We start from the raw sequence: 16,005 nt of genomic DNA, 5'->3' as shown, positions 1-16,005 counted from the left end.
CCCCGGTAGATCGACCCTTGAACTAAAATCGGTGTTTTACCGACACATGGCTGGCAACGCCGCGCCGCTCGGTTAACATGCACCACACTGCGCGAACAGGGTCGTTGCGTGATCAAAGCCTCCCCTCCTCTCAAACTTCTGCTGCTGGCGCTCCTGGCCAATGGCGACGCCGTGGCCGATGACCTGTTCAGCGGCGGCCGGGCGGTTCCCGAAGTATTGACCGCCACGCGCCTGAAACAGGCGCCCGCTGCGGTGCCTGGTAGCGTGACGGTGCTCGACGGCGCCCTGATCAGGGCCAGCGGAGCACGCGATATCGCCGAGTTGCTGCGCCTGGTGCCGGGCATGATGGTCGGCTACCGCAACGGCAATCAGCCGACACTCAACTACCACGGCTCCAGCGCCTCGGAAGCACGCCGCCTGCAGGTGATGGTCGACGGCCGTTCGGTGTATCACCCAGGCTTGGCGACCGTCGACTGGTCGGACATTCCAGTGGCCCTGGAAGACATCGAGCGTATCGAGGTATTTCGCGGCCCCAATACCGTGAGCTATGGCGCCAATGCGCTGATGGGGGTCGTCAACATCTTCACCCGACGCCCGGGAGACAGTCACGGCACTCGCCTCAAGGTCACCCGCGGGCAACGCGGCATCGCCGATTACTACGCCAGCCAGGGCAGCAACTGGGACACGGGGGCGATGCGCCTGTCGATCAGCGGCCAGCAGGACGACGGCTTCGACCACGATGAATTTGATGCGCCCTACCGTGACAGCCGCCGTCTCGAGCGCATCAACCTGTCGGTCAGCCATCAGCTCGATGAACGCCAGAGCCTGGACTGGCAACTTGCCGCGAAGGAAGGCAGCAATCAGCGCCCCTACCTCTATGAGCCTCTGTTTCCAGGTATCGGTCTGGGCGATACGGACTCTGACATCAAGGCGCGAGACTACGCCGGCTCGCTGCGCTGGAGCTTCGACCAGACGGCCAACCACAGCCTGTCGCTACAGAGTTCCGTCCAGCACTGGGAGCGCCTGGAAAACTGGCGAGCGTGCGAAGCGGAAATCGCCTTCAGCCCTCAGCTCGCCGAGCTATGGTCGCTCAATCCCGGGTACGTGACGCGCTTCACCCGCAATCCATTCGGCAGCGTGCCTGCGGGTACCACCCAGGAACGCGCGCTGGCGACGCAAATTCAGCAGCAACTGGCGTCGGGGGCGACTCGCGAGGTCTGCGGCACGGCCAACCAGAACATCCGCGAAACCCGTTACGACCTCGAACTGCAAGACACCCTCAGCCTTGCCGATAACCTGCGGCTGCTCAGCGGCCTGGGTTATCGCTACGACCAGGCGGACTCGGAGACTTTTTTCAGCGGCCGTCTCAGCAACCAGATATGGCGCCTGTTCGGCCACCTCGAATGGCAGGTGGACGACCACTGGCTGCTGCAAGGCGGCGCCATGCTCGAGGACGATCGGCTCACCGGGTCGTCGCTGACCCCACGCCTCGCCGTCAACTACCTGATCACCCCGCGACACGGCCTGCGCGCTGTCTACTCGGAGGCGCTGCGTTCGCCCGACATGTACGAGAACAACGTCGACTGGCGCTACCGAATTCGCGGCCTGCAGCCACAGCCATTCGGTCAGCGCGATGCCTACTACTTCATCAATGCGAAGGGACCGCGCGATCTCGAGCAGGAAGTCATACGGTCCCACGAGCTGGGTTACAACGGCCTGTTCGCCGAAGCGGGTGTCAGCGTCGACGTGAAGCTGTTCTACGACGAAATCCACAACATGATCAGCGAACCGCTGCGCGTCGATCGCTTCGCGCCCAACAACACCCATCGCATGCGTTTCAGCGGCGCGGAAACCCAGCTGGACTGGAATTTCGGCGTGCACGACCGCCTGCGTCTGACCTACGCCTACGTCGACCACAGCGCCACCAGCAAGACCGACCAGCGCCTAACCGCCCGCAACAGCGGCTCTGCCGGCTGGTTGCGTGACTGGGGGCTGGGCTGGTCGAGCGGCTTGTTCTACTACGCTGCGGATCGCCTCAACGAGCGCCGCTTCGAGCGCATGGACCTGCGCCTGGCCAAACGCACGCCCATAGGCCGCAGCCAACTGGAAGTGGCAGGCGTGCTGCAGTGGCGTCTGGATGACGAAGCCCTGACCTGGCGCGAGAACAACTACGACGAGCCCCGCCTGTTCTACCTTAGCGCCGAGCTCGAATTCTAGATGGCTGCCAACCGCTCGATGGCATGGCCAGGCAACCGCACGTGGGTGCGCCGCGCGCTGCTCGTGCTGTGTCTGCTGCAATCCCCGTCACAGGCTGCCGAGCTGCTGCTGAGCAGCGCTGGGGACACCAGCGTTCTGCACGGCTTCGGCACCGCGCTGGCGGCGGCGCGCCCCCAGGATCGCGTGCGTATCGTGCCCCTCAACGAAATGCCGCCGCTCAACGAACTGCCAGCCGATACCCGCCTCATTCTCTTTGGCCAGCCAGCTCTGGCCTGGCGCGTCAGCTCGCAAGACGGCCCGGCGACGCTGGTGCTGCAGGTCAACAGGACCCAGGCCCGGGCGACCCTTGGCGAACGCACCCCGGCCAACCTCAGCGTGCTCTGGCAGGATGCTGCACCGCTGCGCCAGCTGCGTCTGGCCAAACGTCTGCTGCCGCATATCGACAGGGTCGGCGTGCTGCATGACCAGCACAGTGCGTTTCTGCTCGACGAGATTCAGCAAGCGGCCAGCAGCCTGGGCCTGAAGATCGTTTCGCAGGGCTGGCCGAATACCCGCGACAACCGCCCCCTGCTGAGCCTGCTGCGCGACAGCGACATACTGCTTGGCGTTGCCGACGATGATCTGTACAACCCGCAAACCGCCAAGAACCTGCTGCTGACCAGCTATGGACAGCAGCACGCGCTGATCGGCCCCAGCGCCGGCTTCGTCCGCGCCGGTAGCCTGGCCAGTACCTACAGCGACCAGAACGATTGGCTGACCACCCTTGGCCAGTTGCTCGATCAGCCGCCGCAAAGCTGGCCTCATGGCACCTACTCGAACACATTCAAAGTACTTGGCAATCCTCAGGTAGCCCGCGCCCTCGCCGTGGACCTACCCAGTGACGAGGATCTCGCCAGGCATCTGTCAGAAGGAGAAACGCCATGAAACTGTGGCGCGGCTGGAACATCCACATCCGCACCCAGCTCATCAGTGTCGGCCCTGCCCTGCTGCTGACGCTTCTGCTGACCGGGTTTCTGACCTTCAATCGCCTGCAGGACCTGCGGGTCGAGATCAACCACACCGGACAGCTGATCGCCAGCCAACTCGCTCCGGCCACGGAATATGGGGTGATCTCGGGCAACGGCAAGGTGCTGGAGTCATTGCTGCAGGCCACCCTGAAAACACCTCACGTACGCTTCGTGGAAGTACGCGACCGCGACGACAACATCCTGGTCTACCTCGAGCAGCAGTCCGAACACCTGCAGGCCGGTCACGGCCATATCGAGATATTCCAGTCGCCCATCCAGCAGCAGCAGGTCGATCTGGGCTCGGATTTCATCCAGGAAAATGCCAACGCCTCCTCGCCACTCACCGGCGACTACCTGGGCCGCGTCGTCGTCGGCATGTCCGGTGAAGCCTTCAACACGCGCCAGCAGGAGATTCTCTTCAAGGTCGCGATGCTGGTGCTGTTTGCGCTGTTGCTGACCTTCCTGCTCGCCCGGCGCCTCGCCAGCCGCCTGTCGCGGCCGTTGAGCGCGATGAGCGATGCGGTGACGGCGATCCAGAGCGGCAACTATCAGACGACGCTCCCGGAAGTGGGCGGCCGCGAACTGGTTACCCTGGCGCGGCACATCAACAACCTCGCCAGCGGTCTCAACAACGCGGCCCTGGAGCAACAGCAGGCCATGACTCTGCTGATCAAGGCCCGTGAGGAGTCCGAACTGGCCAACCGCGCCAAATCGGACTTCCTGGCGATGATGAGCCACGAACTGCGTACTCCCATGAACGGCGTGCTGGGTATGCTGCAATTGCTGGAAACCACCGACATGAACCAGGAGCAGAGTGAGTATGCCGCCCTGGCGACCGAGTCGACCGAACACCTGCTCAAGGTGATCAACGACATCCTGGATTTCTCGCGGATCGAACGCGGGGCGCTGGAACTCGAACTGATCAGTTTCAATCTGTCGGTGCTGCTGAAAACCGCGCTGCAAGCCTTCCAGCACAGCGCTCAGCAGCGCGGCCTGGCGCTGCGTCTGGAGCTTGGCGAGGCCCTGCCATCACTGCAGGTGCAGGGCGACCCCACCCGTCTGCGCCAGATTCTGGTCAACCTGATCGGCAACGCCCTGAAATTCACCGAGCGTGGCGAGGTACGGGTCGAGGCCCACTGGCAGGCTCTGGACAATCAGGTGCTGTGGTTCACCTGCAGCGTCCACGACACCGGTATCGGTATCAGCAGCGAACGCCTGGAAACCATGTTCGACGCCTTCCAGCAGGCCGACAATTCGATTTCCCGCCGCTATGGCGGTACCGGCCTGGGCCTGCCTATCGCCCGTACGCTGGCGGAACGCATGGGCGGCACCCTGAGGGCACAGAGCGAGCCGGGCCATGGTTCCTGCTTCACTCTGGAGATTCCTTTGCCGTTTTCGGCGCAACAGCCGCAATCGCTACCCGAAACCTCGATTTCCGAGCCTGCATTACAGGAAGCCCACTCGGTGCTGCTGGTGGAGGATAATGCGGTCAATCAGACGGTGATCGAGGCCATGCTGCGCAGCCTGGGCTATCAGGTCACCCTGGTCGTCGACGGAGTGCAAGCCGTATCGGCGGTCAGCCAGGGCCATTTCGCGGCGGTGCTGATGGACTGCCGCCTGCCGATCATGGACGGTTACGAGGCTACCCGGCGCATCCGCGAGCTGGGCACGCGGGGCAAGCTGCCGATCATCGCCCTGACCGCCAATGCCCTGCAGGGCGACCGTGAGGCCTGCTTGCAGGCTGGAATGAACGATTACCTCGCCAAACCGTTCAAACGCATGGAACTGCAGGAATTGCTCGATCGCTGGCTGTCACCCAACCATTAGATGACTAGTCATATCGACGGAAATGTTGCACGCTTGCTGGTTGAAGTGGGCGTCAAAGGGGCATTTGTGACACCATTGGCCGCAGCAGAGTACAACTGTACTCACCACACTGTGACTTTCACCACAACGCAACAGTCTATGACTAGGCTGCTGGCAGGCGCATCAACGATGCGCAGCCGGCCAGGACGATTTACCCAGCCGAGGCGCGTGGGGATTATTGAGGAGCTCGCATGACCAAACAAAACGCCTTCACCCAGGAAGATCTGTTGCGCTGCAGCCGCGGCGAACTGTTCGGCCCGGGTAATGCGCAACTGCCCGCCCCCAACATGTTGATGATCGATCGCATCGTCCACATCAGCGAAACGGGCGGCAAGTACGGCAAGGGCGAAATTGTCGCAGAGCTCGATATCAATCCTGATCTGTGGTTCTTCGGCTGCCACTTCGAAGGTGATCCGGTGATGCCGGGCTGCCTGGGCCTCGATGCCATGTGGCAGCTGGTTGGCTTCTTCCTCGGCTGGCAGGGCAACCCTGGCCGCGGCCGTGCGCTGGGTTCGGGCGAAGTCAAATTCTTCGGCCAGGTTCTACCTACCGCCAAGAAAGTCACCTACAACATCCATATCAAACGCACCATCACCCGTTCGCTGATCCTGGCAATCGCCGATGGCAGCGTGAGTGTCGATGGTCGCGAGATCTACAGTGCCGAAAGCCTGCGCGTCGGCCTGTTCACTTCCACCGACAGTTTCTAAAGGATCCTTTCCATGCGTCGCGTCGTTATTACCGGTCTAGGCATCGTTTCCTGCCTGGGCAATGACAAAGAAACCGTCTCCGCCAACCTTCGCGCTGGCCGCCCCGGTATCCGCTTCAATCCGGAATACGCCGAAAAGGGTCTGCGCAGCCATGTATCGGGCTCCGTTGACCTGAACCTGGAAGAATTGATCGACCGCAAGCTGTTCCGCTTCATGGGTGATGCCGCGGCCTACGCCTACCTGGCGATGGATCAGGCGATCAAGGATTCCGGTCTCAGCGAAGATCAGGTCTCGAACCCACGCACCGGCCTGATCGCTGGTTCCGGTGGCGCGTCCACGCTGAACCAGATGGAAGCCATCGACACCCTGCGCGAGAAAGGCGTCAAGCGCGTTGGCCCGTACCGCGTGACCCGCACCATGGGCAGCACCGTTTCCGCCTGTCTGGCGACCCCGTTCAAGATCAAGGGCGTCAACTTCTCCATTTCCTCGGCTTGCGCCACCAGCGCGCATTGCATCGGCCAGGCCATGGAGCAGATCCAGCTCGGCAAGCAGGACGTCGTCTTCGCCGGCGGTGGTGAGGAAGAACACTGGAGCCAGAGCTGCCTGTTCGACGCCATGGGCGCCCTCTCCACCCAGTACAACGACACCCCGGAAAAGGCCTCCCGCGCTTACGACGCCCAACGTGACGGTTTCGTCATCGCTGGTGGCGGCGGCATGGTGGTCGTCGAGGAGCTGGAGCACGCACTGGCCCGCGGTGCCAAGATCTACGCCGAAATCGTCGGCTATGGTGCCACGTCCGATGGTTACGACATGGTTGCCCCGAGCGGCGAAGGCGCGGTGCGCTGCATGCAGCAGGCGCTGGCCACCGTCGACACCCCGATCGACTACCTGAACACCCACGGCACCTCGACTCCGGTCGGTGACGTTGCGGAAATGAAGGGTGTACGCGAAGTGTTCGGCGCCAAGGCTCCAGCCATCAGCTCCACCAAGAGCCTCTCCGGCCACAGCCTGGGCGCAGCCGGTGTACACGAGGCGATCTACTGCCTGCTGATGATGGAAGGCAACTTCATCACCGCCTCGGCCAACATCGAGGAGCTGGACCCGGCTGTCGCTGATCTGCCGATCCTGCGTGAGACCCGCGAAGATGCCAAGCTGGACACCATCATGTCCAACAGCTTCGGCTTCGGTGGCACCAACGCCACCCTGGTACTGAAGCGCTGGGCCGGCAACTGATAACTGCCTGATACGAAAAACGGCGCCTTTGGGCGCCGTTTTTTATGCTCCGGGTTCATCACCACAAGCCCGGGTAGTGTATTTCGGCGCTTCAGCGCACCTCGAAGCGCTGCTCGGCCAACTTGCGGTCACCCTGGAAAAGCAGGAAATGCCACTCGCCGGGTACCACTTCGTTATTCTCGGAGAACTCGAATGCCATGACGTCCTGCGAGGCGTCGGGCACCAGTTTCTGTGTGACCACGAACTTGTCGCGGCGCTGGCCATCGCTACCGGTCACGCCCGGAGTGAGGTACAGCAGCGTCAGCGGCTCGCCGTCGACGGTCTTGCCGGTCAGCGTGTAGCGCATGCCGAACTTGGTGCCCAGCTTGGCCGGCACCACGCGGGTCTGCTCGATCTCCTGACTGGATCGGGTAAGCACGCGCTCGCCCGGCTGGAAATCCTTGTGCTGACTGATGAAGACACCGTACTCGACCGGCCCCTGTACGCGAACTTCAGCCTGAGCCAGACCTGCTGCCAGCAGCAGCGCCGTCATAGTTGCGAATCTGATGTGTTGCATCTCACGCTCCTTCTTTGGAATGGCGCGAGGCTATGACGCGGCGATGACAGGCTGATGACAATCAGCGTGACACAGGCTGCGCCTCGCGGACATTGCGCGGCAGGATGGCGAGAAAGTTGTCTCTGGCCACCTTGTGGGCGACCTCCTCGGGCAACGCATCGAGGAAGCGATCGAAGCCCTGCATGTACTCGCCCATGCTGTCGAAGCGACCGACTACATCGGAGCCGATCATGAAACGTTCCGGGTAGCGGCCGACCAGTTCTACCCACTTAGGGTCCGGCTTGCCATTTTCGTCGGTAAGGTACGGCCTGAGCATCGTCCAGGACAGATCGACGTACAGATTGGGGTAGCTTTCCAGCATCCGCGCGAGGGTGTCGAAGAGAAAGTCCAGCTTTTCCTGATGACGATGGATCTCCATGCTGGTGCCCGCGTGGGCCCAGATGAAACGCACGTGGGGATGATTGCGCAGCGGCTCTTCGATCTCCTGCAGATAGAGCGGATTACGCTCGCGCTTGGAGGTGATGTTGGAATGCACCATCACCGGCAGATCGTATTCTGCCGCCAGATGATAGACCCGCGTCATGGCCTCGTTGTTGGCCCGCGGGGTGCTGCCCTCGATCAGCGAGGTCAGGTCGTCGTGGCGCGTGAACACTTCGCCGATGCCCTGCCAAAGCCCGGGATCGAGCTCCAGCATGCGACGGATATGGGCATCCGAATTCTTGTCGTTGGGGTTGAAACCAGACAGGAACGGGTGAAAACGATGGCGCTGCGCCTCAGGCACCTGCTTGTAGGCGTGGGCGATAAGTACGTCGGTGGCGCTGTACCAGTAGGCCGCGGCATCATCACCGGCGTAATAGCGCGGGCGCTTGGGCTCGTCTTCGTGCCATTTCTTGGCGACCGGTATGCCCGAGAACATCACGTGATCGACCTTCGCCTCGTCCATGCGCTGCAGCAGTGTGTCCATGCCTGCGCTTTCCTGGAAGAAATCGACGTAGTGCAAATGGGCGTCGCTGTAACGATATTCACGCGCCTCGACAAGACCGGCCAGCAGCCCTGCAGACAATAAAAAACCCAGACGAATCAGATGCATGCAGGCGTCCTCCTGACGTTGAGCAGCATAGACTGTGAGCGCTCGTACCAAGTTCAGCCAATATGGCGGATCGGCGAAGGCTCAGGCGAGACTATTTGTTTCATTGCCGGGGCATCCGTAACCCCTTGTCTCGGGTATAACCCTTGTCACATTCAGGACGCAGCCCATGACAGGACGACGGCATGTCTGACCCGATGTTCGACTACGAAAAAACTCTGGAAGCCTGCGCCCGCAGTGACGAGCGCGCCTTCCAGGCACTGTATCGCCAGGAAGCCTCGCAAATGCTCGGTCTGGCAATCAGCCTGCTGGGCCAACGCGACTCGGCCGAGGACTGCCTGCACGATGCCTTCGTGCAGATCTGGCGCAATGCCGGGCGCTTCCAGCGTTCGCTGGGCAGCGGCCGGGCATGGATCTACAGCATCCTGCGCTACCGCGCGCTGAACCAGCTGCGCCAGCGCGGCCGCACCGTGGCCTTGGCGGACGACATCGCCGATCACCTGATCGACGACAGTCCCTCGGCCGCTCAGCAACACGAACAACAGTCGGACAAGCGTCATCTGCGCGCCTGCCTGCAGAAGCTCGAGCGCCCACGGCGTCATCCGGTTCTGCTGGCGTTCTACCGCGGCCTGACCCATGAGCAGATTGCAGAGCGCCTGACCACCCCACTGGGCACCATCAAAGGGCGCATTCGCAGCGGTCTGCGCGCACTGCAGGAGTGTTTGCAACGATGATAAGCACCGACCCCGCAGAACGCCGTGCGCTCATCGGCGAGTACGTTCTGGGCCTGCTCGAGCAGGATCAGGCCCGTGAAGTCTCCGAGCTGATAGAGCACGATCCCCAAGCTGCCGCCATGGCGTTGGAATGGGAGCAGCACTTTCTCGAACTGAGCGACAGGCTCGAGCCCAGCACGCCCTCGCCGGGCCTGTGGCCGCGCCTGCAGCAAACGCTGAATCTGGGGCAGCGGGCCAGCAATTGGCAGGCCTGGTGGTCGAGCCTCAACACCTGGCGCCTGACCAGCGCGGCCCTGGCGATGGCGCTGATCATCGCCCTGCTGCCGATGCCGTGGCGCAGTGACGTGCTGCCGCCCTCCTACACCGCCGTGTTGCAGCCGCCTGGCGAAGCGGCAGCACCGGGCTGGGTGGTGCATATCGATGCCACGGGCACCTTGCTGCTTGAGCCACTGCGAGAAGACCAGGTCGCCGCAGACCGCTCGGTGCAGTTCTGGACGCTGGTCGATCCGAAGGACGGCCCGCGCTCGCTCGGTCTGGTCGAGCCGGGCGAACGCCTGACCCTGTCCGCCGAGCAGATCGGGGCAGTACGTGCCGGCCAGCTGTTCGAATTGACCCTGGAGCCGTCCGGTGGCTCGCCACTGAACAGACCGACGGGCGAGGTGCTGTACATCGGCCGCGCTGTGGTGGCGGCGCTGGACTGAGCGGATGCACATGAAAGATCGGCAGATGTAAGCAAACATTTCCACCGACATCTGCCGCTTCATCTCATGGGTATAGGTATCAGGTGCTTCATCACGGTGCCTGGATGCGAGCGCGAAGAGACCTTCGCGCCTTACCCATAGAGAGGACGCTCATGAACATTTCCAAGAAAATGCTCGGTATCGCCATCACCACCGCTGCTCTGGGTTGTGCCACTGCCAACGCCGACAATCTGTTGGCGCTGAGTGCGGACGGCAAACTGCTGCACATCGACACCAAGACCCTCACCGTCGCTTCCGACGTGAAACTCAGCGGCGTATCAAGCCTGCGCGGCCTCGATGTACGCCCGTCCAACGGTTGGATCTATGGCCTGGATGACGCTGGCCAGCTCTACACCGTCGACGCCAAAACTGGCGCGGCCAGCAAGGCTGCCAAACTAAGCCAGGCGTTGCCAGGCAACGGCCAGGCCGTGGTGGACTTCAACCCGGTAGCCGATCGTCTGCGCCTGCTGGCTGCCGACGGCACCAGCCTGCGCGTCAACGTCGAGAGCGGTGAAGTCGTGGTAGACGGCAAGGTCGCCTATGCCAAAGACGGTCCGTACGCGGGCAAGACCGCCAAGGTAGTCGCGGGTGCCTACACCAATTCTTACAAGGGCACCGAGAAAACCGCGCTGTACACCGTCGACCTGGCTACCGGCAACCTGATGCTGCAGAACCCGCCAAATGACGGTATTCAGCAAGTCGTGGGCAAGATCGCCGATGGCCTTAAAAGTGCGGCTCTGGACATCAAAAGTGACGGTAAAGGCGGAAACACCGCTTACCTGCTGACCGGCACCACGCTGCACCAGGTGAACCTGGAAACCGGCAAGGCCAGCGCGCTGGGCGAGATCAAGAATCTGCCTGCCGACATCATCGACATCACTGTCCTGCCAGCCAAGTAAACACCAGGAGGGGAAGGCCGAGCGGCCTTCCCCTGTATCGGTTCGCGTTACTCGAACACCTCATCGAGCAGATTGTTCATCGCCTTGAAGGCACGCGCCGCGACAAGCGGGTGGTATTGATTGCTACCCGGCGTATTGGCCTTCGGATTGGTGAACGAATGCACCGCACCACCGTAGCTCACCAGCTGCCAGTCCACCTTGGTGGCCTTCATTTCCGCCACGAAACCGTCGACCTGCGCCTGCGGAACTGCCGGATCATCCGCGCCGTGGAGCACCAGTACCGGTGCCTTGATGTTATTCGCGTCAGCCGGGTTGGGCGTATCCAGATTGCCGTGGAAGGACACGAAAGCCTTCAGCGGAGCCCCCGAACGGGCCAGTTCCAGAACCGTTCCGCCACCGAAGCAGAAACCGATCGCACCCAGTTTGGAGGTATCCAGAGCGACCTGAGTGGTCTGCGCCTTGAGGACTTCGACCGCAGCCTGGGCGCGCTTGCGCATCAATGCCCGGTCACTGCGCACGGCGGTGGCCGCTTCCTTGGCTTCGTCGGCATTGCTGGGGCGGATGGCCTTGCCATACATGTCGGCCATGAACACCACGTACTTGTCTCCGGCCGCACGCGCCGCTTTCTGGGCAGACGCATCGTTGACGCCCATCCAGTTGGGCACCATCAGCAAGCCTGGACGCGGGTCGGTAACGGCATCGTCATAGATCAGCAGGCCTTCGAACGGCTCACCATCGATTTCGTAGGGGACGTTCTTGACCACCACACCCGCTTCGGCCAACCCCGCCAGCCCCAGCAACGCTACCGACAACAGTGATTTCTTCATTGTTTGACTCCCATCGTGCATGTGCCCACTCGATACAGCCGAAGCTGCGCCAGAGCCACAAGGAAGCACATTTGCGGCGTCAGGGAAACCCATGACGCCGCAGCCGGGAGTGGATTCAGGCGCTGGCGAACAGCGCGTCGATCTGCTCCTGAGCCCCGCGCAGGGCATTGGCTTTCGGCTCTTCGCCATAGGCCAGGCCTTCGGCACGCACCACCTGGATATCGGTGATACCAAGGAAACGCAGCACGAAAATCAGGTAATCCTCGTGAGCCTGGCCACTGGCTTGCCCCGCATGCAGACCACCAGCGGTCGAGGCGATGATCACTTTCTTGCCACCTGCCAACCCCTTGGGGCCGCTTTCGTCATAGGCAAACGTCTTGCCGGCCACGGAAACACGGTCGATCCAGGCCTTGAGCTGGCTCGGAATGGAGAAGTTGTACATCGGTGCGCCAATCACGATGGCGTCAGCGGCGAGGAACTCTTCCAGCGTGGCGTCGGCCAGCGCCACTTCATGAGCCTGGGCGGCATCGCGCAGCTCGGCGGGGGTACCACCGGCAACCAGGCTGGCAGCCGAGAAGTGGCTCAGGGCATCGCTGGCCAGGTCGCGGTAAGTGACCTGCAGATCGGCCTGACCGCTCTTCCAGGCGTCGACCACAGCGGCACTGAGCTGACGGGAAGCGGACGCATTGCCGAGAATGCTGGAATCGAGATGGAGAAGTTTCATGGTGGCTCCTTGAACGTTCAGGTTCATCAGTAGATGTTCGATGGATTAATCCTACCGGTGAAGCCAATCGCTGATTAGTCGGTAAAAATGCGATGATGCGTTCTACTGATAGAACAAACCCCGTATTTGTCCTGAGCTGGAGCCTGTGATGCAGGATCTCAACGACCTGATGTACTTCGCCAAGGTGATCGAGCACGGCGGATTCAGCGCTGCCGGGCAACAACTGGGCATTCCCAAATCCCGCCTGTCGCGGCGAGTGGCCGAACTCGAGGCACGCCTGGGCGTGCGTCTGCTGCAACGCACCACGCGCAAGCTGGCGCTGACCGAGACCGGTGAACGCTACCTGCGCCATTGCCAGGCGATGCTGCTGGAGGCCGAGCAGGCGCAGGAGGCAGTGGCTTCGCTGAGCAGCGAACCGCGCGGAAGGATTCGCATGTCCTGCCCCAGTGAACTGGCCCGCGCCGGGCTGCATCAGGTGATCAGCAGCTTCCTGCTGAAGTACCCGCTGGTTCAGCTCGACGTGGTACTCACCAATCGCCGGGTTGATCTGCTCCAGGAGGGTGTCGACGTCGCTCTGCGGGTACGCGATCAAGGTGATGAGGATCCCTCGCTGATCGCCCGCCAGCTGGCGCCTGCATCGGCCTTTCTGGTGGCCTCCCCGCCCCTGCTACAAGGGCTGAGCATTCAGACCCCGGACGATCTGCAGCAGCTTCCCGCACTCGGCGCGGTGGGAAGTGACCGGCGCATTCACCATGTTTTCAAAAGTCAGTCGGGAATGCGCCGTGAGGTGACTTTCGAGGCACGTCTGAGCATCGAAGACTTCGATATACGTCGGGAAGCGGCACTTCAGGGTCTGGGCTTCACCATGCTGCCGCATACCAAGTGCCTGGCCGATATCGAGGCTGGCCGCCTGATTCGTCTGCTGCCGGACTGGGAACTGCCCGGCGGCCATCTGCAAGCCGTCTATCCTCATCGTCAGGGCATGCTGCCGGCAGTGAGGGCCTGGATCGAGCACATGATCCAGGCCAGCGCCGATGGCTGGCTCATGCCTGGAACGGACACGCGCCTTGCCCTGTCAGATCCGCCTGACGATTCTCAATAGCCTTTTCTATCAAACAGGATGCCCGATGACCGCCCGCAAGCCCCACGTTCCCGGTCAGACCGCCCGAATTCTTGCTGTGGTTTTCTTCACCTTCATCGGTTTCCTGTGTGTCGGCCTGCCTCTGGCAGTGCTGCCTGGCTTCGTGCTCAACGATCTGGGCTATGGCTCGGTGATGGCTGGCCTGGTGATCAGCCTGCAGTACCTCGTCACTCTGGTTTCACGCCCCATCACAGGTGTGCTGATCGACCGTATCGGGCCAAAGCGCGCAGTGGTTTACGGCCTCGCCGGTGCCGCGGGCAGCGGCGTGCTGACCCTTGCGGCTACCAGCCTGCATGGTCTGTCCAGTGAGGTGGGTCTGGGCTTGCTGCTCGCTGGGCGGGTAGCGCTGGGCATCTCCCAGGCGCTGATCGGTACCGGCTCGATCACCTGGGGCATCGGCCGGGTCGGCGCGGAGAACACCGCGCGGGTGATTTCCTGGAATGGCATCGCGTCTTATGGCGCCATCGCCGTAGGTGCTCCGCTCGGCGTCCTGATGGCCTCCGCCCTGGGCCTCTGGAGCATCGGCCTGGCGATCACCCTGCTAAGCCTTGGTGCCCTCTGGGTAGCACGCGACAAACCCGCCATCCCGATCATCCAAGGCAAGCGCCTGCCGTTCCATCACGTATTCCTGACCATTGCCCCCAATGGGGTCGCACTCGCGTTGGGCTCCATCGGTTTCGGCACCCTGGCAACCTTCGTCACCCTGTATTACGCCAGCCTCGGCTGGGAGCACGCGGCTTATTGCCTGAGCGCCTTTGGCGTGGCCTTCATCGTCGCCCGTCTGCTGTTCGCCGGCACGATCGAGCGGCGCGGCGGCTACCGGGTCGCGACCATTTGCCTGGCGATCGAAACCCTCGGGCTGTTGCTGCTCTGGCTTGCCCCAATACCGGCGCTGGCGCTTTGTGGCGCCGCGCTGACTGGCTTCGGCCTGTCGCTGGTCTACCCAGCACTGGGTGTGGAGGCAATCGGCAATATACCCGCAGCCAGCCGCAGCTCGGCCTTGGGCGCCTACGCGCTGTTCTTCGACCTGGCACTGGGCATCGCCGGCCCGCTGATGGGCCTGATCGCCAGCGCCTATGACTACGGTGCCGTGTTCCTCGCCTCCGGCCTGCTCTCGCTGCTTGGCCTTGGGCTGAGCCTGCTGCTGCTGCGCCGAGCGGAACGCCCGAAGGAAGTGCAGCCATGACCCGCGAAGAGCTCGTTGCTTTCTGCCTGCACCTGCCAGGGGCTCGCGTCGACTACAAATGGGGCAGCAACCAGGTATTTTCCGTGGCGCACAACAAGATGTTCGCCATCGTCGATTTTCTCGGGGACAACCTGGCCTTCAAGGTGGATGACGCACTGTTTCTCGGTTTAACCGACCGCCCGGGCGTTCGCCCGGCGCCCTACTTGGCCCGTGCTCACTGGATCAGCATGAACGGTAGCAAGCCGCCCATCGGTGACGAAGAGCTACGTGAGCTGCTGACCCGCTCTCACCAACTGGTCGTGCGGCGGCTGCCCCGGAAACATCAGGTCGGCTTGCTGCTCGACCTATAGCAAACCGCCCAGCCGGCCGCCGGTATAAGCCCCGGCCATGAATACCTGGTCAGCCCAGAACAGCTGGTGCAACACCACGATGATCCAGAACAGCCCCTGATAGGAAAGTTTGCGCGTCTTGTGCCTGAACGCTTGCTGCCCCAGCAAGGCGCCCGGCCAGCCGCCTGCCAGCTCGACCAGATGCAGGGTGTTTTCCGCAATGCGCTGACGGCCACGCTGGGCACTGCTCTTGTCGCGCCAGTAGAGAATGAAGCACAGCACGCTGGCCAGCGGGTAAAGCAGCAGCGGCCAGATGCTCTGCCCCTCGGACAGCCAGCGCAGCGCGCCAAACGCCGGCAAACTACACAGCGCCGCGAAGATCATCAGCTTGGCGGCTGGATTGCGCAGTGCGCTCGATGTCCGGCGGGCATCGCGTGCATGTGGCTTGGCTGCGCGCCCTGCCGCGGACGGCGATGTACGGGACGGTGCGGCAGCCCGCGGCTTGACGCGAATCTGCGGCTGATCGACGGCCAGCTCACCCGCCAGGCGCAGGTGCTCGGCACGCAAGCGCCCTTTCTCGTCACGGCCGGCGACGAACAGCACCTGATCGCCGGCATTGGGTCTGCGATCACCGCGCATCGCCGAGATATGCGCGAAGACTTCGGCACCGCCCGCAGCGGGCTGAATGAAGCCGAAGCCCTTGTCGTCATTCCAGCTCTTGATTCGGCCGGCCTGTTCCCTGGTCTGCATAG

The 16,005-nt window shown here is 62.6% G+C and carries 16 protein-coding genes; 11 read left to right on the top strand and 5 right to left on the bottom strand.

What is annotated here, in order from left to right; translation table 11 throughout:
* Positions 1-111 precede the first annotated feature (111 nt).
* The 5 genes from FHR27_RS05565 to fabB all read left to right on the top strand — a co-directional run bounded on the left by FHR27_RS05565 (position 112) and on the right by fabB (position 7,030).
* The gene (locus FHR27_RS05565; RefSeq protein WP_179540041.1) at positions 112-2,217 is read left to right on the top strand and encodes a TonB-dependent receptor plug domain-containing protein; all 2,106 of its coding nucleotides are present in this window, start codon (positions 112-114) and stop codon (positions 2,215-2,217) included.
* Complete coding sequence (locus FHR27_RS05560; RefSeq protein WP_179538025.1) at positions 2,218-3,141, top strand: ABC transporter substrate-binding protein; 924 nt, start codon at positions 2,218-2,220, stop codon at positions 3,139-3,141. It abuts the gene before it with no gap.
* Positions 3,138-5,051, top strand: a complete 1,914-nt coding sequence (locus FHR27_RS05555; RefSeq protein WP_042553805.1) for an ATP-binding protein — start codon at positions 3,138-3,140, stop codon at positions 5,049-5,051. Before FHR27_RS05560 ends, FHR27_RS05555 begins: the two co-directional genes overlap by 4 nt.
* 230 nt (positions 5,052-5,281) lie before the next feature.
* Positions 5,282-5,797, top strand: coding sequence for a 3-hydroxyacyl-[acyl-carrier-protein] dehydratase FabA (gene fabA / locus FHR27_RS05550; protein ID WP_042553806.1), 516 nt, complete (start codon positions 5,282-5,284; stop codon positions 5,795-5,797).
* A 12-nt stretch (positions 5,798-5,809) separates the two neighbouring features.
* A complete protein-coding gene (fabB, locus tag FHR27_RS05545; protein ID WP_042553807.1) occupies positions 5,810-7,030 on the top strand; it encodes a beta-ketoacyl-ACP synthase I in 1,221 nt (406 codons plus the stop codon).
* A 91-nt stretch (positions 7,031-7,121) separates the two neighbouring features.
* Here the strand turns inward: fabB and FHR27_RS05540 are convergent, their stop codons facing one another.
* Together FHR27_RS05540 and FHR27_RS05535 are read right to left on the bottom strand one after the other, a co-directional pair.
* The gene (locus FHR27_RS05540) at positions 7,122-7,586 is read right to left on the bottom strand and encodes a DUF3859 domain-containing protein (RefSeq protein ID WP_042553808.1); all 465 of its coding nucleotides are present in this window, start codon (positions 7,584-7,586) and stop codon (positions 7,122-7,124) included.
* Positions 7,587-7,647: 61 nt separating this feature from the next.
* Complete coding sequence (locus FHR27_RS05535; RefSeq protein WP_179538024.1) at positions 7,648-8,676, bottom strand: amidohydrolase family protein; 1,029 nt, start codon at positions 8,674-8,676, stop codon at positions 7,648-7,650.
* A 182-nt stretch (positions 8,677-8,858) separates the two neighbouring features.
* Between FHR27_RS05535 and FHR27_RS05530 the strand changes: the two genes are divergently transcribed.
* The 3 genes from FHR27_RS05530 to FHR27_RS05520 all read left to right on the top strand — a co-directional run bounded on the left by FHR27_RS05530 (position 8,859) and on the right by FHR27_RS05520 (position 11,046).
* Positions 8,859-9,407: a sigma-70 family RNA polymerase sigma factor gene (locus FHR27_RS05530; protein WP_179538023.1), complete on the top strand. Its 549-nt coding sequence runs from the start codon at positions 8,859-8,861 to the stop codon at positions 9,405-9,407.
* Positions 9,404-10,108, top strand: a complete 705-nt coding sequence (locus tag FHR27_RS05525) for an anti-sigma factor (protein WP_042553811.1) — start codon at positions 9,404-9,406, stop codon at positions 10,106-10,108. The genes FHR27_RS05530 and FHR27_RS05525 overlap by 4 nt, the downstream gene beginning before the upstream one ends.
* A gap of 152 nt (positions 10,109-10,260) precedes the next feature.
* Positions 10,261-11,046, top strand: coding sequence for a DUF4394 domain-containing protein (locus FHR27_RS05520; RefSeq protein ID WP_257026827.1), 786 nt, complete (start codon positions 10,261-10,263; stop codon positions 11,044-11,046).
* Between the two features lie 47 nt (positions 11,047-11,093).
* Here FHR27_RS05520 and FHR27_RS05515 read toward each other — a convergent pair whose 3' ends face one another.
* Positions 11,094-11,873 carry a dienelactone hydrolase family protein gene (locus tag FHR27_RS05515; RefSeq protein ID WP_042553812.1) on the bottom strand — a complete coding sequence of 260 codons (780 nt, stop codon included), beginning with the start codon at positions 11,871-11,873 and terminating at the stop codon, positions 11,094-11,096.
* A 115-nt stretch (positions 11,874-11,988) separates the two neighbouring features.
* Positions 11,989-12,597, bottom strand: a complete 609-nt coding sequence (locus FHR27_RS05510) for an FMN-dependent NADH-azoreductase (RefSeq protein ID WP_179538022.1) — start codon at positions 12,595-12,597, stop codon at positions 11,989-11,991.
* Between the two features lie 148 nt (positions 12,598-12,745).
* Here FHR27_RS05510 and FHR27_RS05505 point away from each other — a divergent pair, with 148 nt between their 5' ends.
* From FHR27_RS05505 to FHR27_RS05495, 3 genes are read left to right on the top strand one after another with little or no spacing between them, the layout of a single operon-like run.
* The gene (locus tag FHR27_RS05505) at positions 12,746-13,699 is read left to right on the top strand and encodes a LysR substrate-binding domain-containing protein (protein ID WP_042553814.1); all 954 of its coding nucleotides are present in this window, start codon (positions 12,746-12,748) and stop codon (positions 13,697-13,699) included.
* A gap of 25 nt (positions 13,700-13,724) precedes the next feature.
* Complete coding sequence (locus tag FHR27_RS05500) at positions 13,725-14,924, top strand: MFS transporter (protein ID WP_179538021.1); 1,200 nt, start codon at positions 13,725-13,727, stop codon at positions 14,922-14,924.
* Positions 14,921-15,274: an MmcQ/YjbR family DNA-binding protein gene (locus FHR27_RS05495; RefSeq protein WP_042553816.1), complete on the top strand. Its 354-nt coding sequence runs from the start codon at positions 14,921-14,923 to the stop codon at positions 15,272-15,274. The genes FHR27_RS05500 and FHR27_RS05495 overlap by 4 nt, the downstream gene beginning before the upstream one ends.
* Here FHR27_RS05495 and FHR27_RS05490 read toward each other — a convergent pair.
* Complete coding sequence (locus FHR27_RS05490) at positions 15,269-16,003, bottom strand: DUF1294 domain-containing protein (protein WP_179538020.1); 735 nt, start codon at positions 16,001-16,003, stop codon at positions 15,269-15,271. The genes FHR27_RS05495 and FHR27_RS05490 overlap by 6 nt on opposite strands.
* Between the last annotated feature and the right edge of the window lie 2 nt (positions 16,004-16,005).

Origin of the sequence: Pseudomonas flavescens, assembly GCF_013408425.1 — a bacterium.
Lineage (GTDB): Bacteria > Pseudomonadota > Gammaproteobacteria > Pseudomonadales > Pseudomonadaceae > Aquipseudomonas > Aquipseudomonas fulva_A.
The sequence above is the reverse complement of the archived record's forward strand: the minus strand, read 5'-3'. Positions and strand labels throughout refer to the sequence as shown.